The 24,335-nt window shown below is 36.9% G+C and carries 16 protein-coding genes and 1 pseudogene; 11 read left to right on the top strand and 6 right to left on the bottom strand.

The genetic code is table 11. From position 1 onward, the window contains the following. Nucleotides 1–221: 221 nt before the first annotated feature. Complete coding sequence (locus tag EWM59_RS09760; protein WP_130020779.1) at nucleotides 222–2,789, top strand: TonB-dependent receptor; 2,568 nt, start codon at nucleotides 222–224, stop codon at nucleotides 2,787–2,789. A gap of 111 nt (nucleotides 2,790–2,900) precedes the next feature. Here EWM59_RS09760 and EWM59_RS09755 read toward each other — a convergent pair whose 3' ends face one another. From EWM59_RS09755 to EWM59_RS09745, 3 genes are read right to left on the bottom strand one after another with little or no spacing between them, the layout of a single operon-like run. Then, a complete protein-coding gene (locus EWM59_RS09755) occupies nucleotides 2,901–4,886 on the bottom strand; it encodes an N-6 DNA methylase (protein ID WP_130020778.1) in 1,986 nt (661 codons plus the stop codon). 49 nt (nucleotides 4,887–4,935) lie between these two features. Next, a complete protein-coding gene (locus EWM59_RS09750; RefSeq protein ID WP_130020777.1) occupies nucleotides 4,936–5,886 on the bottom strand; it encodes a hypothetical protein in 951 nt (316 codons plus the stop codon). Nucleotides 5,887–5,889: 3 nt separating this feature from the next. After that, a complete protein-coding gene (locus EWM59_RS09745) occupies nucleotides 5,890–6,096 on the bottom strand; it encodes a helix-turn-helix domain-containing protein (protein WP_130020776.1) in 207 nt (68 codons plus the stop codon). A gap of 241 nt (nucleotides 6,097–6,337) precedes the next feature. Between EWM59_RS09745 and EWM59_RS09740 the strand changes: the two genes are divergently transcribed. From EWM59_RS09740 to EWM59_RS09700, 8 genes and pseudogenes are all read left to right on the top strand, one after another. Beyond that, nucleotides 6,338–7,039 (top strand): hypothetical protein, encoded by a 702-nt coding sequence (locus EWM59_RS09740; RefSeq protein WP_130020775.1) that lies wholly within the window; start codon nucleotides 6,338–6,340, stop codon nucleotides 7,037–7,039. A gap of 377 nt (nucleotides 7,040–7,416) precedes the next feature. After that, nucleotides 7,417–7,683: pseudogene (locus EWM59_RS09735) on the top strand (transposase); the annotation flags it as partial. Between the two features lie 528 nt (nucleotides 7,684–8,211). Further along, the gene (locus EWM59_RS09725; RefSeq protein WP_130020774.1) at nucleotides 8,212–8,856 is read left to right on the top strand and encodes a response regulator; all 645 of its coding nucleotides are present in this window, start codon (nucleotides 8,212–8,214) and stop codon (nucleotides 8,854–8,856) included. A 135-nt stretch (nucleotides 8,857–8,991) separates the two neighbouring features. Beyond that, complete coding sequence (locus tag EWM59_RS09720; RefSeq protein ID WP_130020773.1) at nucleotides 8,992–9,306, top strand: LytR/AlgR family response regulator transcription factor; 315 nt, start codon at nucleotides 8,992–8,994, stop codon at nucleotides 9,304–9,306. 16 nt (nucleotides 9,307–9,322) lie between these two features. Beyond that, nucleotides 9,323–12,643 (top strand): SprB repeat-containing protein, encoded by a 3,321-nt coding sequence (locus tag EWM59_RS09715; RefSeq protein WP_130020772.1) that lies wholly within the window; start codon nucleotides 9,323–9,325, stop codon nucleotides 12,641–12,643. Between the two features lie 110 nt (nucleotides 12,644–12,753). Beyond that, entirely contained in the window at nucleotides 12,754–13,596 is an 843-nt protein-coding gene (locus tag EWM59_RS09710; protein WP_130020771.1) for an alpha/beta hydrolase family protein, read from the top strand. A gap of 209 nt (nucleotides 13,597–13,805) precedes the next feature. After that, nucleotides 13,806–14,501: an aspartate/glutamate racemase family protein gene (locus EWM59_RS09705; protein ID WP_130020770.1), complete on the top strand. Its 696-nt coding sequence runs from the start codon at nucleotides 13,806–13,808 to the stop codon at nucleotides 14,499–14,501. An 86-nt stretch (nucleotides 14,502–14,587) separates the two neighbouring features. Beyond that, nucleotides 14,588–15,496, top strand: a complete 909-nt coding sequence (locus EWM59_RS09700) for a nuclear transport factor 2 family protein (protein WP_130020769.1) — start codon at nucleotides 14,588–14,590, stop codon at nucleotides 15,494–15,496. On the opposite strand, the gene EWM59_RS09695 is transcribed toward EWM59_RS09700, so the two are convergent. Beyond that, nucleotides 15,493–17,316: a tetratricopeptide repeat-containing sensor histidine kinase gene (locus EWM59_RS09695; RefSeq protein ID WP_130020768.1), complete on the bottom strand. Its 1,824-nt coding sequence runs from the start codon at nucleotides 17,314–17,316 to the stop codon at nucleotides 15,493–15,495. The genes EWM59_RS09700 and EWM59_RS09695 overlap by 4 nt on opposite strands. A 193-nt stretch (nucleotides 17,317–17,509) precedes the next feature. Next, on the bottom strand, nucleotides 17,510–17,911 hold the full coding sequence (locus EWM59_RS09690; RefSeq protein ID WP_130020767.1) for a hypothetical protein: 402 nt from the start codon (nucleotides 17,909–17,911) through the stop codon (nucleotides 17,510–17,512). 257 nt (nucleotides 17,912–18,168) lie between these two features. On the opposite strand from EWM59_RS09690, the gene EWM59_RS09685 reads away from it, so the two are divergent. Both EWM59_RS09685 and pnuC read left to right on the top strand, forming a co-directional pair. After that, complete coding sequence (locus EWM59_RS09685; RefSeq protein ID WP_130020766.1) at nucleotides 18,169–21,234, top strand: ligand-binding sensor domain-containing protein; 3,066 nt, start codon at nucleotides 18,169–18,171, stop codon at nucleotides 21,232–21,234. Nucleotides 21,235–21,237: 3 nt separating this feature from the next. Further along, nucleotides 21,238–21,912 (top strand): nicotinamide riboside transporter PnuC, encoded by a 675-nt coding sequence (gene pnuC, locus EWM59_RS09680; RefSeq protein ID WP_130020765.1) that lies wholly within the window; start codon nucleotides 21,238–21,240, stop codon nucleotides 21,910–21,912. A gap of 54 nt (nucleotides 21,913–21,966) precedes the next feature. On the opposite strand, the gene EWM59_RS09675 is transcribed toward pnuC, so the two are convergent. Then, nucleotides 21,967–24,321 carry a S9 family peptidase gene (locus EWM59_RS09675; protein ID WP_130020764.1) on the bottom strand — a complete coding sequence of 785 codons (2,355 nt, stop codon included), beginning with the start codon at nucleotides 24,319–24,321 and terminating at the stop codon, nucleotides 21,967–21,969. Between the last annotated feature and the right edge of the window lie 14 nt (nucleotides 24,322–24,335).

Raw genomic sequence — 24,335 nt, 5'->3', positions numbered from 1 at the left:
TTTAGGTTAATTAAGATTAAAACTGTCTCAGCCTTTAGAGGCAGTTTTTTAAACAAAGTGTAACCTGAGCACCTCTTTTACCATCTAATAGGATAGTTGAAAGAAAACAATAGAAAATTTTTGAAAAAGCATTAATAAAACAATACATACCAACAGTGCATTTGCTTCTAAAAAGCATACGCTAAAAAACAAAGCTATTACTAAGTAAATAATTAAATCTAATGAAAAAGCTATTACTAACACTCCTGCTGGCAGGAGCGAGTTTAATTTCTTTTGCCCAATCGACCAAAGGAAAGATTTCAGGAAGCCTCTACGACGAAAAAAAACAAGCACTTCCGTTTGCCACTGTCTTATTGTTGAAAGCACAAGACTCTACTCTGGTAAAAGGTGGTGTAAGTGATATGGAAGGAAAATTCTTAATCGAACAATTTGTGAGCAGCGAAACCCAGAACCAGTTTATTGTATCGGTTTCAATGGTTGGTTATAGAAAATATTATTCTCCGAAGATTGTTATCAGTACCGAAAATCTTGAGGTAAAACTTTCTAACATTCAGTTAGAGTTAGATACACAGAACCTGAAAGAAGTAACGGTAACAGCCAGAAAACCATTTATTGAGCAACAAGCCGATAAACTGGTGGTAAATGTGGAAGGGAGTATAGTGGCTAACGGTAACACCGCTTTAGAGGTTTTACAGAAATCTCCGGGTGTTACGGTTGATAATAACGACAACATCAGTGTAAAAGGCAAACAAGGCGTTTTGATACTAATGGATGGCAAGCAAACGTATATGTCGCAAAGCGATTTGGCTACTCTATTGAAAAGCATGAACAGCGACCAGATTGAGAAAATCGAAATTGTTTCTAATCCATCGTCACGCTACGATGCAGCCGGAAAAGCCGTTATCAACATTATAACCAAGAAAAATAAAAACTTTGGTACAAACGGAAGTGTATCAGTAGGAGGAGCCGTAAGTTTGCCCCCTTTTCTAAAAACTGGGCTAAACAAAGAACTCACCGCTGTAGAAACAATGAAGCCCGGTCTCATGCCAAAGTTCAATACCAGCCTCAATCTAAACAACCGTCAGGGCAAATTCAATACGTTTACGAATCTTACGTTTTCTGACAACCAACGATTCAATAACAATGCCTTTGTCAGAGAAATTGGTGGACAAACTTTTGAACAATATGCCTATCGTTATCAGATGAACCAGAATTTCAGCTATAAATTAGGCGCAGATTATTACGCTACTAAAAAAACCACCTTAGGTGTGCTGGTAACGGGCAACTTAGGTTCGTGGGAAAGCTCGAATCCAAACCGCAACATTACGTATATAAAAAAGATTGGTGCTGTTACGCCTGATTCAAGCCTGCTGACCACCTCAAGCAATATCAGAACCTGGACAAACACCACTTTTAATGCCAACCTGAAACATACATTTGATTCGACAGGCAAAGAATTGACTGCTGACATAGACTATTCGGTGTATGATAACCAGGGTATAGAAAGAGGCATGATTTCAAGATTCTATAAATATATAGATAAGGTAGAAACCGAGTACAACACACCGCTCAACATCACCAGTAATACGCCCAATAAATACAACATTTTTGCCGTAAAAGCTGATTATATAAACCCATTACCAAAAATTAAAGGAAGACTGGAGTTTGGGGTAAAAAGCAGCTGGGTAAAATCAGATAACGACATCCGTTTCTATCAGAATGGCGAAGTTGATAAAGGACGTACCAACTACTTCATCTATACCGAAAATATCAATGCCGCTTATGCCAATTTTAACGCACCATTAAGCAAGAAATTCAATTTGCAGGCGGGTTTACGTGTAGAGCATACCCATTCAGAAGGTAAATCAGTAACATTGAACGAATCTCGTGAACGCAATTATGTGAAGTTATTCCCAAGTTTGTTTTTGACCCAAACCATCAACAAAAACAATCAGGTAACATACTCGTACAGCCGTCGTATCGATCGTCCTGGATATAACTCACTGAATCCGTTCATCTTTTTCCTTGACCCATACACGTATCAGTTAGGAAACGAATACCTGATGCCTCAATATACTAACTCGTTCGAATTGACACATACTTATAAACAAGGTTTTGTAACAAGCGTAGGTTATAGCATCACCAACGATTTTATGTCGGAAGTTATCAAAAATGCTGTAAGTGTACCAGAAGTATTGGAGAAACTGAAAAAATACAACAATATTCAAGGCATCGACCCTGAGAAAATCACCTTTGCGACACAGGAAAACATTGCCAGATTTGAAAATCTGAACGTGAATTTTAGTGCTCCCGTACCCATTACCAAATGGTGGAATTCCCAAAACAACTTCTCGTTCTTTTATAACAAATTCAAAGGTGAAGTATCAGACCAACCGCTGAATGTAGGTCAATGGGCATACAACTTCTACACAAGTCAGAACTTTAAATTACCAAAAGACTTGTCGGCCGAAGTATCTATGTGGTACAATTCGCCAAACGTGTATGGTATCATGCAAGGCAAAGCGCAATATGCCGTAAATGCAGGTTTGCAAAAAAGCTTATGGAAGAAAAAGGCTACCCTTCGCCTGAACGTCAACGACATCTTCCTGACCAGTTTCTGGAGTGGCAAAACCAACTTTGCAGGCGTAAATATGACCCTGAATAACCGTTGGGATAGCAGACAGGTACGTTTATCGTTCTCATACAAGTTCGGTAACCAGAACGTGAAAAGTGCCCGTAACCGCAGCACCGCCACAGAAGCCGAACAACGCAGAACAGGAGGAAACTAATTGTTAATAGTCTATAAATTTGGAAACGCTCCAGACGGTGGTTTGGGGCGTTTTTTTTGTTTAACCTTAAAATTGGGTATCTATTTTAGCAGTAACCATCTCTAAAAAGTTTTAAGCAAGTTTAAGGCTAATACTTTCGATTTGGTTTCTTGATTCTTGTCGAAGTTCAAACGCTCGTTTCATTTTTGAACTAACTTCTTCTATTATCTTATCATTAGGTAAATGAATTAATGTATTTGCTAGGTCTGAATCAGAAACGTTTGGAATGGCTGCACCTGTCCTATACATGAACATTTGTTTTAAGAATGCTTCCGATTTTAAAAAGTAAAGCAAATAATAAGTATCTATTCTAAAATTTCTTAATACTCTAAAACCATTTGTACAAATACTACCTTCAAAGTCTTTATTTACTAATGCTGTAGCGTGTTTTCTTGTACCTACTGAATTTCCTGCAATTGCAGTAATTATATCTCCATTTTCAATTTCATAACTTGCTCTACTGGGTAACTCGTGAACTTGATAAGTTGTTGAGTTTATTATTTCATAAGAATGGGTGTTTATATCCGAAAGCTCAACATATTCAACAGTCTGATTTTGGTCTTTTAATTTTTTGCTTTTTACTTTTATAATTTCGCAAATGTCCCCTAAACGAACACTTTTTCCTGTATGTAACTTATTAAACATTCTCCTATTTTCTGGCGAATAGAAATCATAGTCAAATCTTCCATTTAATTCGCTGAAGTTAATTGAAAAAGAATTATCCTTTTCAATTTCTTCCCCACTTTGAAATTTTTTGTAAGCATCAACAATTAAACTAAAATCTTCGTCTAAAATCGGCTGCCCTAAATTATCTTTTATGACTTGTCCATATTTATCTTTTTTATACTGTGGTGTCCCATTTTTGTTACCTTGGTAACCCAATTTTGTAACTCTTCCAAAGAATATGGGATACTTTCTAAACTTATTTGGAGTATCTTTTTCTAAAAATAAAATTGACGTTTTTACTCCTGTTCCAAAAGGAATAAAAGTTTCTTGTGGTAAATTAATAATAGCTAAAATTTTTGCTTTTATCTTTATATAATAGCGTAAATACTCTAATGATGGGTTTTCAAAATTACCATTTGGCAAAACAATTGCCATTCTACCCCCTTCTTTTAGAAGTTGTAAGCAACGTTCAATAAACAAAACTTCGGCATTTTGGTTTGGATAAACAGATTTTGTTTTACTATATTCCCCTTCGTAAGAAGTCCATTTATGACCCAAATCAAATTTCGAGAGGGTTAATAGATTTGTAATTTTTGCCCCAAATGGAGGATTTGCCAAAACCAAATCAAAGCCTTGTGAATGAGATAAAGTAAGTTTCAAACTGTCTAAATCCTCTAATGAATTGATACAAAGAATGTTTGTTTTTCCATTTGCTTCCAAAAGTAATTTCATTTTTGCAATTCGGGCAATACTTTTATTTATATCCAAGCCAAATAGGTTTTTAGATACAATTTTGCTACTATCCAGTTCAGCGTTATTACTTCGTAAATACTTTAAAACTGACATTAAAAAACCACCACTCCCGCATGCTGGGTCAATGACTGCTTCATTTGGCTTTGGCTGCATCATTGCCACACAAAAATCAATTACAGGTTCAGGTGTAAAAAATTGTCCTCGTCCGTCTTTTTCGTGATGTGATAAGAATTTTTGAAATGCTAAACCCTTTGCATCTTGAGAAGAATTTATTAAAGAAATTCCTTGTAATTTATTTATTGTAAAACCTAAAGCAATAGGGCTAATTCTAATTCGGTCGTCCGAATCAAAAATATCTTTATAGACTCGCTTAGTCTGTTCAAAAATAATTGAAATGCGTTCTACAATTGATTGGCTTACTTTACCAGATTTCAATTCGTTCCAGTCCTCCGAAGAAATTTTAAACTGATTTAGGTTTTCATTCTCATCACAAATTTTGATAAACAAAATTTTGACAAATTCCTCCAATGTTTGCTGTGGCGATAATCCATCATTTGCGTAGATATAATCATGGATTTCTTCAAATTTTTTTAGTAGATTATCTTCTTTGGCAAGTGGTAGTTCAAATAATAAATTCATACTTTGCACATTTGTGACAAAAATACACCACAAATGTGTAAATTGCAAATTATCTTCTATCTAATTGACTTTCATCCAATTTTCGGTATTTAGGCATTGTCTCTTCAATACATAAATTGAGGTCATTATACCAAGGTTTTAATAAATTGTGGCGTTTATATCCATCTTTTGCCGTCAAAATATCAATTGTGTAATTCTGTTGTAAATGATTGGGTGATTTGCCTTGATGGTTTAGATTTGTACTATTCACAAATACAAATTCGTGTTTGCCTGTTTTTAGAAATAGATCTACACATAAAATATTGAATTCAGAAACTAAAGGTCCTGTACTTTTTATATTAGTTTCTATATCAATTCTTGTTGAGGGCATATGTGTTTGTAAAAGTCTGATTGGTGCTGTCAAATCCCAATAGGCGTTTTCATCAAAATCACTTGCCTTAAAAGTATCTAACCATTCCTTAATTTCAACTTTGCTTAGCCAAAGCCCTGTTAAATCAGGTACGCCAGCACCAGGGTTAGTTTTGCTCCAACCAAATGATGGGAAAAACTTTCCATTATTTTTCTCTTCCCATTGTTTCTTTGCATGTAAATAAGCTAAATTTCCTGACTTGTAGATACTTTCAACATGTTTTGCTCTTTCAACTGAATGTTTGTACAATAAAGTCAAACAAGAAGTTGGATTAGTAAGTCCACAACGTTTTTCAGCATTAGATTTTACTCCTTTACATTCAACAACGAGCCATTCGTCTTTTGTATTACCAATTTTTCTAATGTAAAAATCTCCTTTAGCATCTACACTTTTAGCATTATTGCCGCCTTCTGGTTTCTCTTTAATTCTTAAAGCTTCATATCCTATTGAATTAGCATATTCTTTAAAAAGTTCTTCTCCAATGTTGCCTAAAATATAGCCTTCGGCTCCCGGGCTTTTTATTAGAACTTCCAAAAACTTATTTTCGTCGATACCAAATTTTCTATTTATATATTTTTCTAATAAGTCCATTTGTTAGTCTTTAAAGAATTCAGAAATGTCGGTATTAAGTGCAATAGCTAACTTTTCAATAACAGTAATTGATACATTTCGTAAACCTTTTTCAATACTTGGAATGTATGTTCTGTCTAAGTCGGCAGTTAGTGCAAGGGATTCCTGAGAAAGATTCTTCTCTAATCGCAGTCTTTTGAGATTTTTGCCAAATTTTTGCTTAATATCCATTTTACAAAAATCTATTAATGTTGATTACCATACAACGGACTACTGTCAACATATTCTTTTTTCTAAATGGTTTTAGGTAAACTCATTTTCGAAACAATTCTTTTAATATCACTCAGACATCAAAGAATTAGGGGGTTCTTTATGAACGGAACAAAAAAGCCGTTTTAAAAACGGCAGAAACAATGACTGAATGAGAATTATTCCAAAATTTTGCATATTTACAATTCAGCTATAATTCTACATGATGACACTACTCGACAGGTATTTAAAAGGTGAGACGGTAGAAGTTTACGAAGAACTTCTGGTGTTAGGGCAAGAAGCGTTCAGTTCAAAAAACTTCATTCAAATAGATTTGATTCTAAAAGAAACCTTTAAAAGAGTTCAATTGAATCTGGATATCATTTATAATGAGTTAAAAAACATTGACTATAAATTTGTATCTCCTACAGAATATGACTGGCAGATACCAGTTCTGCCACCAGACCCAGATGTTGACTTGCTATTAGTTAAGTTAAAATCTAAACTTAAACATGCCGGATACATCCCTTTGTCGTTAGAATATTTTTATAGAATTGTGGGCTCTTGTAATTTTTGCTGGGACTGGAAAATGTATCCTGATATTCCTTGGGAAGGTGCCGACCCTATAGATATTCCGCCAATTAAGACTTTACTGACTGATTTGATTTATGACGACTATGACCTAAATGAGATTCTATTGGCAGGTGATTATTTGCAAAAGGATAATATAAGCGGTTCTTGTTATAATCTTGAATTAACAGCCTCTCCATCTATTGATAGTTTACTTATTGGTTGGGATATTCCTTTCATTAATTATCTAAGACTAACCTTTAAAAATTGTGGATTTACAAGGGCCGACCAATGTAAATATGAAACTTTAAATGCCTTCTGTAATACTGTAAGACCAAAACTATTGGCAATATAATTATAAACAAATGCCTATTTCAAAAATAACTTTGTGCAGATAAATTATTAAACAATATACTTTGGCTTATATCTTTGAAGTGAATAAAAAATCATTCGCATCCTGCTTTAGCTGGAGGTACAATAAATTGAACTATCAAATTGGTTTTAGCCAAATTCATAGTACTAAGGATACCAATAATGTAAGGTTGTGATCTGATTTTTAGCAATTAATTTTGGCTAAAGCCGAAAATGATGATTACATTCTTGCTACTGAGATTTTTTTTCTGTTTCAATTGCCTCCTGCTTTAGCTGGAGGTACTAAATCAATACAATCCTAATCGGCTTTAGCCAAAACATATTTCTATAACGAGCTAATTAATTATTTACAAAAAAACTATGCCTTTCATCAAAATCTATATTCATTTTGTTTGGAGCACCAAAAATCGAGAGGCATTATTCAATACAAAAGAGACGAGACAAATGGTTTGGCAACATATCAGAGAAAATGCCAAAGAAAAAGATATTTTTATAGACTGTGTCAATGGATATTCTGACCACTGCCATTGCTTGGTATCACTCGGAGTTGACCAGACTATTCAGAAAATTATGCATCTCATTAAGGGAGAATCATCTTTCTGGATAAATAAACAGAAGATTACAGAATAAAAATTTGAATGGCAAGATGAATATTTTGCCCTTCGATGAAGAATTATATGGGGACGCCTAGTCAAGAATAGGTCTGTCATTGAGCATTCCAATGCATGGATTGATAGGTTTAAAGTTTTATTAGTGAGGTTTGAGTTTTCAGTTAAAAATTGGGTGTCATTCCATCTTATCTCATCCTCAGTTATCTTTTTACATAAAATCAATAAAAAAATAAAAGTTTAAACAGTCTCATTCTTTACAAATAAAGAAACCGATTTATCAGGGACGATAGTTTCAAATTCCATGAGGGCTATTTATATCAGTAAATATACAGCATAAAATTGTCAGGGCTCACGATAGGGATAATTTTGCCGTTTAATAAATTTATAAATAACTCAGGCGGTTATTTAAACGGCAATGAATAGAGATTTCATACTTTCGTTGCCTTTTTATAGTATTTTTGCCGATAACTCACTGAACCTATTTAGTAATAAAGTATTTAACAGGTTTTGTTAATGCTGTTACCAATAGACAAATAGAAAGTATATGTCTATCAAATTACTTCTGGCCGATGACCATCCTATTTTTGTTGAGAGCCTCTCAATGCTTCTGAGTACTATTGAGGAAATAGAGCTTGTAGGAACTGCTAATAACGGATTAGAAGTTTTAAAAAAATTAGCCTACCAAGAACCTGTTGACATTATTGTATGCGATTATATGATGCCTGAAATGGACGGCGTGCAGTTAACATTCCGCCTGAAAGAAAATTATCCTCATATAAAAATTCTGATGCTTACAAGCCGAGAAGATACAGAAGGTATCAGGAGTGCCATTCAGGCGGGTGTAAAAGGGTTTGTCTCAAAAAAAACCAACAAAGCCGAGTTACAAAAGGCAATTATGTGCCTGCAAATGGGTCTGACGTATTATTCTGAAGAGGTGATGAAAATACTGGCAAGTAAAGAATTTTCATCGACCGAAGAAACGGCTCCAGTAGCCCTTACCAGTCGGGAAATAGATGTACTGAAATTAATTGCCCAAGAGTTATCGGGTATGCAGATTGCCGATAAACTACATATCAGCCATCACACGGTTGAGTCTCATCGCAAAAGCCTCTTTCGCAAAATCGGGGTTAATTCTACCTATGCGCTTATAAAATATGCCATGCAGCATGGCATATATCCCCAAAATTAGGGATATAATTTACCTGAAATCAGCTATTTTTTGGCTACCTGATAGCTTCTACCTTTGCAATCCCAATTAGACGAAATTACTTAAGGTTTTAAGTGAGTATTGGAAAAGCTATTAAAATAAACCAGAAGATAAACCATGAAAACCCTGCGGATTTTGGGCAAAGAGAGAATCCTCTTGCCCTTGGAAAATGTCGTGCTTCTTGAGGCCAAAAATAACTATACCATGATTCATGCCGATGATGGCTCCTCGTTTTTGAGTTCCCGAAACCTGGGAATGTTTGAACAGAAAATTCCTGAATTTCTCAGACTAAACAAAACCTATCTTATCAACCAGAACTTTGTACAGAAAATAGAAAATAAGATAATACACCTCAAAAACGGTTTTTCGATTGCACCTTCGAGAAGAAGAAAAAATGAAGTTTTAAGTAATCTGAATTCTTTCCTTTACTAATCCATCTTATTTAACCATGAAAAAAACTTTTATTCTGATTGTTGTTATTCTTGCGCTTTGCTCTACGGTTATTCAGGCGCAGGTATTACCAAATCACCCCCGTATTCTTATTGACAGTACTATGATGCAGACACTTGAAAGCAGAAGGCTGAGAAATACAATAGAATGGCAGAAAATGAGTACATGGGTCGATATAGTAAAACCAAGACCTGTGAGTGATTTTTTAAATGAAAGAATTTTATATGAAGGGCAACTATATATTTATGGTTTTATGCTGGCATACTGGTCGGGGCGTGATGTAACTTATCGGGATAAAGCGGTAGAGGTTTTTAAAGCATACTGGGCTACAAAAACCGATGGTTCGATTACACGTGATAAAGGATTCGATTCACGGGGAATGATGACAGACTGTGCCATCTGGTATGACTGGCTGTATCCTTATTTAGATGAACCCCTCAGGGCACAAATCAGGGCTCGTTTGGTAGTATGGGCAGACTGGATTCTACAAAACGGGTATGGTACCTGGAATGGCCCTTATTACTTCCAGGGCAATAACTATGTATTAGGGCATATTTTAGGTATTTCGGCTACGGCCCATGCTATCTACCATGAAGATAATGTAAATGGCGCGCGACTTTTAAACATTGCCACTACGCAATTGGAGCGTATTCTGCCTTTTCTTAATACCCGGCTGAAAGGGGGAGATGCCAATGAGGGATGGAGCTATGGCGCAGGGTATTTTCATAACTTAATGAAGATTTTTGCTATCTATAAATCTGCCTCAAGTGCGCATACTGATTATTTTACACAGACCAATTATGAGGAAGAAGCCCAACGCTTTTTGATTTATGCAGTTATGCCCAGTAAAACACATATGCTTGCGGAAGGAGACTGGTCAAGAGAAAGCTCGGGAGAGATTTGGGATATAAATCGTTTTATAGCGGATATGGTTTCTTCTTATTCTGACGATGAAACTACCAAAAGAGTAGCCCGTTTTTATGGTATAGAAACAGTGCCGGATAACAAATGGCAGACCCCCGCAACCTGGTGGAATTTCTTTCTGTTCTCAAATCAGGAAATTACCCCATTAGATTACAGAACAGTGGCACCTTATAATACACAAAACTATGTTTTTACAGATACTACCGGAACAGGGCAGTTTATGCAAAGAACCAACTGGCAGACCAATGGGCAGTGGGCGAGTTTCAGGGCAGGTGGACACTACGGCGACCATGCGCATGACGGACACGGGCATTTTAATCTCTGGGAAAATGGCTGGTTAATTGTGGACCGAAATACAATTAACCCATCAGGCATTGAAGCACAAGATGATTTTAGTAATGCTTTTCAGTTTTACGGCAACAACAAGCAGATTAAATATCCAAGACGAGGATATCTGAATAATACAGAACATGCCAATATTCCAAGACGGGAATTTACTCCCAACTACTCTTATATTCATTCAGATAATACCCCAGTATTTGTTACCCGTACCGAAAGCAATGTGGTGAAAAAAGCAGAAAGACAATGGTTCTATCTGCCTGCGCAAAAGATGATGGTTGTTTTTGACAATGCCGAAACCCTGAGAGATACCAATACAAAGGCTTATCGCTTAACATTTCAGGGAATACCTTCCTATAATGGTAAAGTAATGAGGTATGCCAATGCTACTACCAAAGTGTATAACCATACTGTATTTCCGCAAAACATAAGTTTCTTTCAACCTGTTGAAACCTTTGGTACTTGTGATAATTGCAGAACGCGTTATCGGTATATAGATGCTAAATATACTACCCAGCAGAAGAAGAATTATTTTGTAAATGTTGTCTATACCAAACCTAATGCTGATACTACGAGAAATGTATCGGCTATCAGCAGAGCTACTGGAAATGTAACACTTTCTGATTTCTATGGCAGTTTAGTAGCAGGCGATTCAACCAATTTTGCCGTATTATTTGCTGGAGATAGTGCCCAGTATAGTTATGATTCGTTACGTTATCAGATTGATAATGCCCGACGGAGCCATCATTATATTGCAGGATTGCGGCTATCAACCAATTATTATGTAGCCCGTACCAATATGGCTAATTTGTTAGATGTGCACGTATCGCTCAATCCGATTCCGAATGCTTCAATTATTCAGACCACTGCGGCAGGTATCCTGGAATTTCAGCATAATTCACTTTTTACGGGTATTACTTTTACCACACCCGTAGTGGAGCATATCAAATGTAATGGTGCTACAAACGGAAAAATTACTGTAAGTGCCTCGGGAGGAAATAATGTGATTACTTATTCAAGAAATGGCACAACTTTCCAATCATCTGGTATATTCCCTGACCTTGCTGCGGGTAATTATATCATTACAGCCAGAGATGGGGGAGGTGTAACCGCTACCGTAAGTGTTACAGTGAATCAACCTGCCTTTTTAAGGGTTACAGCTAATAATAATTCACCTTTTTGTAGTGGTAATACACTGAACTTGACCAGCACAGTAACCGGAGGTATGTCTCCATATACTTATAACTGGCAGGGGCCAAACAGTTTCAGTTCAACTTTGCAAAACCCTGCTATCAACAATGCTACACCAGTAGCACAAGGGATTTATACCCTTACTATTACAGATACCAACAGTTGTATTACAACCGCTACTACCTCGGTCAGCATCAGTGAGGTGCCAGCCGCACCCGTCATTTCTGCCTCACAAAACGCTGTATGTGGCGTGGCAATTGTAACTATTTCGGCAACAGGCTGTACAGGTGGAATTTTATGGAATAATGGAAAAACGACAGCCAGTTTTGTAGATACCGTTTTTGTGAGTACTGCTTATTCGGCAGTTTGCAGAAATGCGGGTGGGTGTAGTAGTCCTAACTCAAATCAACTGACAGTTTCTGCTAATCCTTTGCCACAAACGCCGTCAATTACGGCCGATAGAACCACCATTTGTGGTAGCGGCAATGTAACCTTAACTGCTGCTAATTGCGTAGGGGCAGTCGTATGGAGCAATAATATGACAGGGGTAAGTATTACGGTAACAGTAAACCAGACAACAACTTTTACGGCACATTGTAATTTCCAGACTTGCAGTAGTTGCGGCTCAAATCCGATAACGATTCTGGTAACAGGCAATGCCCTGATTAACCTGATAAGTCCGACAGATAATTATACACAGGGAACAGTTCTTCAACAAACTAATAACAAAATCACGGCAACTAACAAAGTCTTTCCGGGAGCAAGGGCTACTTATAAAGCAGGAAAATCTATTGAACTGAACGAAGGATTCAGGGCTGATAATGGTAGCAATTTCAAAGCCGAGATAGAAGGTTGTCAGAATTAAGGTGTTAACAAACAGCGTAACAGTAAACAGTGAGTGATTCATGGAACGCACCTTGTGCGTTCCAATGAATATTTTAACAGATACAGGCCATACTTTAAATTTTTTAACCTATGAATAAAGTTACAATTATTGCCGCAGATGGCTATCAGCTAAGTGCATTGTTGGGTATTGCCCGAAATAATCTTGGTAAAACCATTATTATCAGTTCGGCTACCGCCGTAAAAAAAGAGTTTTACTTAAACTTTGCAGAATTTCTGATTACCAAAGGGTATAATGTCTTACTTTTCGATTACCGTGGCGTGGGAGAATCAGCTCCTGAAAACCTCAGAGCATCAGAGGCATATATGCACGACTGGGGTATTTTAGATATGAATGCTGCGCTTAATTTTATGGTGAATGAGGTTGGCTTTACCGATATAGTCTGGCTGGGTCATAGTATCGGAGGGCAGTTGGTAGGATTTTTAGACAAAAAAGTGCATGTAAAAAAAGTAATTATGCTCAATGCCGCTTTAGGCTACTGGGGATATTTTCCTGCGCCTATGAAATGGATAGTGTGGCTGTTATGGTATATTATCAGTCCGGTTTTAGTAAAGATATATGGCTATGGAACCATGCGCAAAGTAGGCTGGGGAGAAGACTTACCCAAGAATATTCTGCTTGAGTGGCGACAATGGTGCATGAGCAAAAACTATTATGGTGTTTTTTTACAGAAGTACTTTCAGAAACCTTTGTTTCAGGAATTTAATGTACCTATCACGGCCGTTTATATCAGCGACGATTATATCGCTAATGATAAAACTGCACCCATGATGCAACAGTTTTTTCCGAATACACATTTTCAGATTCATAAAATAGAAGTAGAAAAATTTACAAGCGATAAAGTAGGACACACAGGCATTTTCAGAAAAAAATTTGAGAAAAGCCTGTGGAACGAGCTGTTGCATCTTGTATAATATCAGAAATCAAGTTGATAAGTTTAGCAGAAACAGGATTTTCTTAAAGTACAAACCCTGATTTTGCTAAGTTATAATTATGAGGATTTACCCTTGACCAAAAAAGAGCCATTACAGAGTGGGCAACGTTCTGTTACTATCAAAGAAAGCAAATAGTATTAGGCATTTACTAATTAATTCTTTTTGGTAAATTTAAAATAACTCTAATAATGAAGAAAATAGGTTTGGTAGGAGGTATCAGTTGGGTTTCAACAATAGATTATTATCGGTATATCAATGAGGGAGTTAACCGAAAATTAGGAGGGCTTAACTTTGCTGAATGTATTATTTACTCTCTCAATTTTGACGATTTTCAACGTAATAATACGCTTGGTTACTGGGATAAGACCTATGAACTTATTTTTGAAGCCTGCCGGAGTTTAGAAAAAGCAGGTGCTGAAGCAATAGTCTTGTGCGCCAATACTGCCCACGCCATTGCTGATAAGTTACAAAAAAATGTCAGCTTGCCTGTTATTCATGTGGTAGAAGAAACGGCTAAAGAGATACATACGCATGGATTTACAAAAGTGGGACTAATGGGTACTAAATTCACGATGGAAATGGATTTTTATAAAGCAAAACTTCTTGAAAATGGGATAGAGGCCCTGATACCTGAATCTCAGGAAACAAGAGACTTTATTCAGCAGACACTTAAAGAAGAGTTGGGTAGAGGTATTGTCAGGCAAGAGACCAAGGCCGCTTATATTTCCATTATTAATGATATGATTCGCAATGGTGCCGAGGCAATTATCTTTGGATGTACCGAAATTCCATTGCTTTTAAGTCAGAATGATGTATCAGTACCCATTTTTGATACTACATTGATTCATGCCAATGCCGCAGTTGACTTTGCAGTTTCTATATGAAACCTGTTTTTATGGCTGAAGTAGAATATGGCAATGTATCATTTTTTAGTTTGTACCTAAAGATTCTCATCTAAAAACTATAAAAAATGAAAGCTACTTTACCCTTCATTAGTTTTTTGCTGATGGCTTCCAGTCATTTGTGTGTCAGTCAGGTTACATTTAATCAGAAATATGGTACTGATGTCGACTATAAAAGGCTTTACTACCTCAATGTACAATATATACAATCGTGGGTAAGGTCTGATACTGCTACTTACAACAGGTTACTATGGGCTGATGATTTTGTGCATCAGAGTGGGAGTAATGGTAGATTATATCCTAAAAAACAGATTGCTCAGGAATTTGGTAAGCCTCGTTTCAATACCATCGACTATTTTTTTGCAGACAAAACTAAAATCCAGTTTATCAGTAATGATGCCGCTTTGGTTTTTTCCAGCACACCCTATAAAGGCATAAAAGATAAAGAGGAATCACTAAGCCAGTATAACGACGTATATATAAGACGGAACGGTGCATGGATTTGTGTTTCAGCCAATATCACAGGTATTTCAAAAGCAGAAGATAAAGCACCAGCTTTTACAAAACTACCTACAAATATTCCGTTAATATCTTTCTATAAAGGCTCAGAAACTGATATTAAAAAACTTACTGAGCTGAACCGCCAGCATGCTGAAGCATTTATGCAAGCAAAGCCTGACGTATTAGATAAAATACTGGCCGATGATTTTATTCTGCTTTCGAGTAATGGACAACTTTATGAGAAACAAGCAGTATTGGCAAAACTGAAAAGTACTACAAATAGCAATTTAGCATCTTATAGCATAGAGAACCTCCAGATTAGGTTTGTAGCTAAAGACATAGCCATGATTCACGCTGCCATGATAGAGCAAATGAAAGATGGTAGCAAAAAAGCTACACAATATAATGATGTATATATCAAACGCAATGATAATTGGGTCTGTATATCAGGCAATAATACCTCTATCAGAGATTAGGTAAGTGTTACATTTAAAACAGTACCCTTTTCATCAGATTTAATACTGAAATGAGCCCCTATCTGCTCAACCCTGCTTTTAATATTATTCAGCCCGATGCCTGTTATTTTATTAGCCTGAATCCCCTTGCCATTGTCGGCAATCGACATAGTTAGCTGCCCATTAGTGTTTTTGAATGAAATACTGGCGTAAGTGGCTTGTGCGTGTTTAAGAATATTGTTGATGCCTTCAAGACAAATAGAATAAAGATTAAACTCAATGTTTTTGGCTTGTGGGGTAAGTTGTTTTAAGTCGAGTTCAAGTTTTATCTTGTTCAGGGTATTTATTTTAGCTGCCAGTATCTCAAGCGCATTGTATAAACCTTCTTTTTCAAGTTCGGTAGGTTGCAGATTATGAGAAAACAACCTTACTTCTTCATGTGCCTGATTTACCTGCTCTTTAATCGTATTTAAAATCTTGCGTTCGCCCGGCGATGAATGAGTTGTGTCAACGGCTTCAAGGCTGAAAGTCAATGCCGATAACAAACTCCCTAAATTATCATGCAAGTCGGCAGCTACACGTTTGCGCTCAATTGTTTGCCCAATCATGGTAGCATCTTTTATTTCGTTATAAGCCTTTTGCAACTCGGTTGTGCGGGCTGCTACTTTTTGTTCAAGCCCCAGATTAATTTCCTCTATCTCTTTTTTCTGTTTGCGGTTGGTACGATAAAGGCTGAAAATAACAAAACTACCCACCGAAACCACTAACAGAATAATAATGAGCGAATTACGCTGCAACTCTTGTTTTTCACTCTCATTATTCAGTAGTTTTATTTTGTTCTGTTGCAACTCATATTGTAGCCGACTGTTAAGCGCTTCCTGCTGTACACGTAGCCTCTGCTGGGTCAGTTGTTTATTGTAGATTTGGTTGAGTTCTAAATAGTACAAAGCCTTGGCCTGGTTACCAATTGCGCTGAAATTCTCGTAGAGCTTTGCAGAAGCAGCCTCTGATTCTTCAATCCAGTCAGATTTTTGTGTAATAGCAAATGCCTTTTGCGCATAGTCAATAGAAGCCTGATAGTCTTTATATTTATGATAATAATCAGCCAGCGCCATATAAGAAAATGCTTGGTTATTACTGATTTTCATCCAGGAACTATTCCCGAAAACTTCAATGGATTGTTTCAGAAGTGTCAGCCCTTTTTTGTCTTCATTTTCGGCTAACAGAATAATACCTAAATTTTTTAGCGAACCGCCAACCGTCATGGTGTCGGCATATTCACGGGCAAATTTCAGTGCCAGATTAAAGTGTTTTTTTGCAGAATCAATTTCTGAAACCTTTAAGAATCCTAAACCAAGTGCACTATGGCACATACCAAGAAACTGATAGTTTTTATATTGATAAGAAAGCTGGATAGCTCTTCTTTGAAATTCGATGTTTTTATCCGACATATCCTGCCCCCGGTAACACATTCCCAAGTAGCTATACGCTTCAATTTCGTGCCTGGCATCTTTTGCTCTTTGAAAACTTCTGATGGCGGCTTCGTAATATTCAACGGCCTGATAATATTTACTTGTTCGCTGATAAAGAAGCCCGATATTAAATTGGGCAAGACCTAACTCCTGGTAGTTCCGGGTTTCTCTGGCTAATGCTATACAACGCCTTGAAATATGAAAACTACTATCGTAGAGACTTAAATCATTCAATAAAAAAGAAACCTGATTAAGATTGGCCAAAGAAGCAGGTTGGTTATAGTATTTTCTGATTTCGGTTTCTTCCTGAAATAGCTGACAATAACCAATAAGCGGAAACAGTATAAATAATAGTAGTTTTTTTTTCATTCAGGTAATGCTCATAATGTACTATGCCGAAACACCCTATCTAAACGTATAAGCATGAAGCATTATTTAGCCTTTTTTTCAACTTATTAGTAAAGCTAAACAACTTATAGTACAGATACTATGAAAAGACGTAGATAATACTAATTTCGCTTAGGACGAGAATAGTTTTTAGTACAAAACAGCACTGACACTCTTAAGAGTAGGCACTTAAATAACTTTTAAAAATATTATGAATTTTATTAGATAAACCAATCTGTATGCCATCTACCTCACAGAAAAGAGTCTTGTCTTTCTCCCGGATATTTTTAATAGCACTCCACGGAATCAATAGAAACGGATGCCCGAAACGGAATAAAGGCCTAACAGATAAATACACACCTGCCTCTGAAAGAGATACATTTAATATGCTGTTATAGTAAAACCCACCGATTTTTCCGGATACACCAAAGTAATTGATTTCATTGTGTGTATAAGTAGTTTCATAGGTATGTTTCAGGGTATTCCACCCGCTTAAATGAGCAATGATTTTGAGTAAGGCTACCCAAAATGCCGTAATCATAAAGACTCCCGTCAATATCAAGAAAAATAAATTCATGGCTTTTAATGATGCTGTATTCCTAACTGTCTGGCAGACTAATATAAGTCTATTTTTTTTTTAGGGAATGCACAGATTTTTTTTTGGCAGGTTTCAATTGATAGCTGGCAGAAGTTGATTGATATTTGGCAGGAAATAAGGAGTGTTTGAGGAAGTATAAGAATTTGTAGTTTGATTGATAAAAAAGTTTTTATTTATATTGAATAAAGTTTTAGCATACAGAGGGCAACGATACCTATTTTTAACCCTATAGAATCTTGAAAATAAAGCAAGCATATACTAAACTTCACTATACGAAAATCTATCAGGTTTTCTTCTTCTGCCTATTCAATCTATCGCTTTTCGGACAGGAAATCGGAAGCGGGATTATAGAGCATTTTGATAATACCAATGGCCTGACACAAAATACAGTAGTAGCTATTACAGAAGATGCAAGAGGTTTTTTATGGTTAGGCTCACATGATGGATTACTTCGGTATGATGGCTATCAATTTAAAGTTTTCCGGCCTGACCCTGATAAACCAAAGAACTCCTTACCTCATTCACGAATATATAATCTCTATCAGTTCAAGGATAAAATGTGGATTGCCACCGGAAATGGCTTATCGGAGATGAATCTGAACGATGAGTCTTTTCATAACTATATGAATGGTTTTCGGATAAGAGCTATTTATCCTGATGGTAAAGATATTTTCTGGTTAGCTTCCAATCAAGGCATCTATGAGTTTAATATTCAGACAAAAGCCTTTAAAAAACATGCTACGGGCAATGTGTTTGATTTAGTATTGAATAATAAGCATACTAAAATTTTTTACTCAACCTCGGAAGGTTTTTTTGAATATAACATTTCCTCAGCAAGTTTAACCAAGCGAGTTTTTAAAAATTTCAATGAAAATGTATCCTTTGGCCTGTTAAAAGCTGGGAATCAGACCTGGGTGAACGTGGATAATGTAGGGATGATAGCCTTAGATGATAACTGGAACGAAAACAGAATAGTCAATTTTAAAAAGTATTTTCCCGATTTGAAAGAATTCAGCGTTAATGGACTTAATCTGGATAAACAAGGGAATATATGGGCAAGTGCCCTAACAGGGCTTTTTAAGTATAATCCTGTTGATAATTCTTTACTCATGCTTCCCTCCGACGATAATAAGCCTAACTTTGTTCATGGCTCTCCGCTTTATACTTCTTTTCAAGACCATACAGGCGTAGTTTGGGTCGGTAGTAATAACTCCGGTATCAGTAAAATAAACCTTAGTAATATTAAGTTCAAGACCATTAATATGAATAATGGGCTGAACAATAAATTTATTCTTAGTTTCTGTGAAGCAGGAGACTACCTGATGATAGGTACAGATGGCGGAGGCCTGAATTTATGGAACCGGAAGACCAATACATTTGAGTATATTTTAAGTGCCAATATTCAGCAGAACCGTATTTTTTCTATTACAGAAGTAAAACCGGGTATTTATTGGCTGGCAACTTCTGATAATATAACTGAGTTTAATCTGGCAAAAAAGCGAGTCTATCCGTTAGCACCTGAACATGAGGTTTTAACAAAGCGATTTATCAATCAGTTTATCAAGAAAATTCTTCATACATCAGATGGGAGTATCTGGTTAGGTACGCAGAATGGAGTAGTAAAATATAGTCCGGTAAATCATCAGATTGAAACTTTCAACGAAACTGAAAACGAATCAGAATTAGTAAATACACTGCACGAAGACCGTAAAGGCAATATCTGGATAGGAGGGAGAATAAACCTGCTGAAATATGACAGACAGACAAAAAAAGTGAGTGTTATACGTACGCAGTGTATCAACCGTAATATCGATTTAGACGATATTGGCTCAATTTTTCAGGATGATGACAAGCATCTTTGGATTACAAGTTATACACAAGGGTTGGCGCATTTTGATATAAGTAGCAATAAGTTTATTTCTTATAATGTAAGCGAGGGCCTGGCTAATAATACTGCATATTGCGCTTTACCACATGGAGACGACATCTGGATAAGTACTAATTTCGGACTATCAAAATTTAATAAAAAAAGAAAAACCTTTACCAATTATGATGTAAGCGATGGTTTGCAGAATAATGAATTTAACGGTGGTGCAGCCATTAAATTATCGACAGACGAACTGGCTTTTGGTGGTGTAAATGGGTTTAATATTTTTCATCCCGACAGAATCCCGACTAATAACAACAAACCACAAGTGGCGATTACTGAGGTAAAAGTAATGAATCAGCCTTTTGCTTATGACCACGCCAAACCGATAGAAATAAGCTATCTGAATAATTTTATTTCGTTTGATTTTGCTGCATTAGATTTTATTTCTCCCCAAAAAAACCAATATGCCTATCAGTTATCGGGTATTGATGATGACTGGGTACAGAGTGGAAACAGGCATTTTGTCAGCTATTCGCAACTACCTATCGGTGATTATGTATTCAGGGTAAAAGCTGCTAATTCAGACGGTGTCTGGAACGATAAGCCTTTAGAAGTGAAAGTGCGTGTAACGGCACCATTCTGGAGACATAGTTGGTTTGCCTATACATTGGTCGGACTTGCTATCGGAGGTATAGTGTTATTTTTTACTTTCAGACTGAATAAGGTAAAGAGAGAAGAAACCGAGAAAACCTTGCTGAACCGAAAAATTGCAGAATTGGAAATGCGTGCTTTAAGGGCGCAGATGAATCCTCACTTTTTATTTAATTGCCTGAACTCCATTAACAGTTTTATTCTTTATAACGAAAACCATGAAGCATCAAGATACCTGTCAAAGTTTGCCAAGCTGATACGTCAGATATTAGATAATACCGATAAACCTTATGTGCCTATTGAAAAGAATATCAGTTTTCTGAAACTCTATGTTGAACTGGAGCAATTGCGGTTTGGAGAAAAAAGGTTTGATTTTATCATTAAAGTTGATGAAAGTATCAATATTCACGAAATACTCTTTCCGACTATGATTGTACAGCCACATATAGAGAATGCGATATGGCATGGCCTTATGCAGAAAACCGATGGGGTTGGAAATATAACCGTGTATTACTCGCTGAATGAGGAAGAAAATACAGTTTCGTGTTCTATTGAGGATAATGGCGTAGGCCGTGCTAAATCGAGAGAACTGAACCAATTGAGTGCTAACCGCCGAGACTCTAAAGGAACAAAAAATGTATTGGAAACCATAGAGACACTCAATAAGCAATATAATACAAACTTAGGTAAGGTAATTATTGAAGATTTATATGATGAAGAAAAAAAGGCTTTGGGTACTAAAGTAACCATTACAATTCCTATCTTGGAGGAAAAAGAATAAAGCATGGATTTTTTCGACATCAATCATATATTTTTTGAGCTTTGGGGGGTAAAAATGAGTCATTTAGAATTTTATGCTACCCTCACAGGTTTGGTAGCGGTGATTCTATCGGCTCAGGAAAATGTATGGAGCTGGATTATAGGATTGGTAAATGTTGTGTTAGCTTTTATGATGTTTTATCAGATTCAGTTATATCCTGATATGTTTCTGCAGGTATTTTTTTTCATTACTAATCTGATTGGTTTCTGGCAATGGAAATACCCGAAACAACAGGAAGCCAATAAAAAGAACGAATTAAAAATAAGCCAGTTGTCAGTACAACAGTTTGGCTTATTGACACTCATAGGGCTCACAGGCACTGCCTTATTGGGTACATTTGCCAAAAACCTTCACGAATGGCTACCTATGGTTTTCAGCCTGCCAAGCGCCTTTCCTTACATGGATTCTTTCACAACCGTTATGAGCATTTTTGCTACATTTTTGCTTATCCGTAAGAAGGTAGAAGCCTGGTGGGTGTGGTTAGGCGTAGATATTATCAGTACTTATATGTACTATGTAAAAGAGGTAAAACTGTACTCGCTACTCTATGCCGTATTTTGTGTCATAGCCTTATTTGGGGCTATAAACTGGACGAGAGAATATAAAAAGGCAGAAAATAAACCTATCTCCAGCCAGTAGAATAGGAGGTGTTTTGTACCCTTCCCCATTGTTGGAGAAGGGTTAGGGATGGGCTTACTTCAATCGTTCTTCAAACAATTTCAGAATCCGCTTATATTCATCCATCCAAGAGGTAGGCTCTACAAAACCGTGGTCTTCCATCGGGTAGCTTGCCATTTCCCAGTTTTCTTTTTTCAATTCTATCAGGCGTTGAACCAATCGGTAAGAATCCTGAATATGGACGTTTACATCAACCATTCCATGACAAATCAGTAAATGTCCTTTCAATCCTGCAGCATGGTAAATAGGGGAACTTTTACGATATGCCAGACTATCGTTTTGTGGTTCGTTTAAGATATTGGCTGTATAGCCGTGGTTATAGGCTGCCCAGTCGGTTACAGGTCTTAAAGCTGCGCCTGCGGCAAATACATCAGGCGTAGTAAATAAAGCCATCAAGGTAATAAAACCACCATAAGACCCACCATAAATGCCGATTTTCTTAGGGTCGATGCCATATTTATCAACTAAAAGTTTAGCCCCATCTACGTTATCGGTTAAATCTTTGCCACCCATAAAACGATAAATGCCTGTACGCACGTCACGGCCATATCCTGAACTTGCACGGTAATCAATATCTAAAACCGTATAGCCTTTATCAACTAATAAATTATGGAACATATACTCACGGAAATACTGGCTCCACCATTTATGCACATTTTGCAGGTATCCTGCGCCATGCACAAATACGACCGCTTTTTTATTCTTTAATTTTTTGGCTGGTTCATAAATACGGGCATAGATATCAACGCCATCACGGGCTTTAAAAGTAATAATCTGAGGCTCTTTCCAGGCATAGGCTTTAAACTCATCGGTTAGTGAACTGGTTAATTGTTCGGCTTTTGCGGCTGGTATATTCTCTTGTACAAACAATTCCCAGGGTTTATTCATATAAGAATAGCGTAAAGCAATGGTCGATTCATCTGGTGATAGCGTGGCATCATTCCCGCCTACCAGGCTTGTAATTTTTGTGCGTTCGCCACCACTTACCGCCATTTTATAAAAATGGGTTTCTCCCGGGTGTACCTCGTTGGTAGTCAGGTAAAACCATTGCTTATCTTTAGATAATTGTGCCTGTTGTACCTCAAACTTGCCTGTGGTTAATTGTTTTTTCTCGCCTGTAAGTACATTTACCGTATAAAGATGCGAATACCCCTCAGCCTCTGACTGGAAGTACAACGTCTGCTCATCAACCCAACCGATATTGCCTGCGCTTAGTGTAAAACCCATACCCGGCCCACCTATCCATGCCTCATCATGCTGGCGATCTAATAATTTGAGTTTTCCGGTTGCAGGGTCTAACAACATGAGCCAACGGTCTTTATTATCAAATGAGCGTACCACTACTACGGCATTTGAGCCATTATCCGACCAGTTAGGTGCTGTAATAATCAGCTTACGGTTGGCAGGCTTCTTTTTGGTAGTATCAGACTGTTTCTGATAATCTTTCAGAAATTCAGGTTGTTGCGTAAGACCTACTAAGTCTTTTGTGCTAATCTGATATACTGTATCTTTTCGGGTATCATATACATAGCTGTCGTAGCTGGTCATGGGGCTACCTACTTTGGTACGGGCAGGCAAATCTTCTGTAAAACCCGATTCTGTTACATAACTGGGCACAATAGTAGCTTTAGCGCCAACAGCAGGCGTAGAAAGCCGATAGGTAATATAGCGCATATCCGGGCTTACCATCGGAACTTCCAGATTCTTACCTTCTAAATAAATTTCTTTCGGACGTTTGGGCTGGTCGGCTTTAGTATTTTTTTCGGTTTCGTCTTTCTTTGCTTTGCGTTCTTTCAGTATTTCAAACATGGCCAGTTGGTCGGCTTTTAACCATTTTTCCTCCTCGCTCACTTTGGCTTCTGCTTTTTTGCTGCCTACAATAAAATTTGATAATTGTGAGATAAGCCCGTCAGCCAGATTAAGACTGAACACGTTGCCCGCTCTTGAAAAAATAACCTTTGTTTCATCACCATTAAAATAAGGGTTCGATTCCCGCTCAATGGTGTTGGTCAGTTGTTTAATTTTCAGGGTTTTACAATACATCAGGTATAACTCACCTTGTTTTTCATATACTTTCAGCGAATTATCCCGATTATAAGTGCCGGTTTGTGCAGGCAGGGCTCTTCTTTCTTTGGGAGTAACTTTAACAGGCGTATGGTTAGGTAAAACAATTTTATACAAAGAATCAGCCTTGTTTTTATCAGGATTCCAGGAAAAATAAATGGTTTTGGAGTCTTCCGACCAGAAAATATTGCTGGGCGAAGTCCCTATCCATTTATAAGGTTCCTGCATGATTTTCTCGACGGTTAACTGGGCTTGGCTTGCAAAAGAAAACAGTAAAACAGATAGTAGAATGAAGTGTTTTTTCATGTGTTTCAGGGTGT

It is taken from the genome of Emticicia agri (genome assembly GCF_004168285.1).
GTDB classification, from domain to species: domain Bacteria; phylum Bacteroidota; class Bacteroidia; order Cytophagales; family Spirosomataceae; genus Emticicia; species Emticicia agri.
The sequence above is the reverse complement of the archived record's forward strand: the minus strand, read 5'-3'. Positions and strand labels throughout refer to the sequence as shown.

Excerpts from the sequence above, each read along its gene's own strand:
- EWM59_RS09720 (WP_130020773.1), top strand. The coding sequence starts at position 8,992 with ATGAAAACCCTGCGGATTTTGGGCAAAGAGAGAATCCTCTTGCCCTTG.
- EWM59_RS09710 (WP_130020771.1), top strand. The coding sequence starts at position 12,754 with ATGAATAAAGTTACAATTATTGCCGCAGATGGCTATCAGCTAAGTGCA.
- EWM59_RS09725 (WP_130020774.1), top strand. The coding sequence starts at position 8,212 with ATGTCTATCAAATTACTTCTGGCCGATGACCATCCTATTTTTGTTGAG.
- EWM59_RS09675 (WP_130020764.1), bottom strand. The coding sequence starts at position 24,321 with ATGAAAAAACACTTCATTCTACTATCTGTTTTACTGTTTTCTTTTGCA.
- pnuC (WP_130020765.1), top strand. The coding sequence starts at position 21,238 with ATGGATTTTTTCGACATCAATCATATATTTTTTGAGCTTTGGGGGGTA.
- EWM59_RS09700 (WP_130020769.1), top strand. The coding sequence starts at position 14,588 with ATGAAAGCTACTTTACCCTTCATTAGTTTTTTGCTGATGGCTTCCAGT.
- EWM59_RS09705 (WP_130020770.1), top strand. The coding sequence starts at position 13,806 with ATGAAGAAAATAGGTTTGGTAGGAGGTATCAGTTGGGTTTCAACAATA.
- EWM59_RS09740 (WP_130020775.1), top strand. The coding sequence starts at position 6,338 with ATGATGACACTACTCGACAGGTATTTAAAAGGTGAGACGGTAGAAGTT.
- EWM59_RS09690 (WP_130020767.1), bottom strand. The coding sequence starts at position 17,911 with ATGAATTTATTTTTCTTGATATTGACGGGAGTCTTTATGATTACGGCA.
- EWM59_RS09755 (WP_130020778.1), bottom strand. The coding sequence starts at position 4,886 with ATGAATTTATTATTTGAACTACCACTTGCCAAAGAAGATAATCTACTA.
- EWM59_RS09715 (WP_130020772.1), top strand. The coding sequence starts at position 9,323 with ATGAAAAAAACTTTTATTCTGATTGTTGTTATTCTTGCGCTTTGCTCT.
- EWM59_RS09695 (WP_130020768.1), bottom strand. The coding sequence starts at position 17,316 with ATGAAAAAAAAACTACTATTATTTATACTGTTTCCGCTTATTGGTTAT.
- EWM59_RS09745 (WP_130020776.1), bottom strand. The coding sequence starts at position 6,096 with ATGGATATTAAGCAAAAATTTGGCAAAAATCTCAAAAGACTGCGATTA.
- EWM59_RS09750 (WP_130020777.1), bottom strand. The coding sequence starts at position 5,886 with ATGGACTTATTAGAAAAATATATAAATAGAAAATTTGGTATCGACGAA.
- EWM59_RS09760 (WP_130020779.1), top strand. The coding sequence starts at position 222 with ATGAAAAAGCTATTACTAACACTCCTGCTGGCAGGAGCGAGTTTAATT.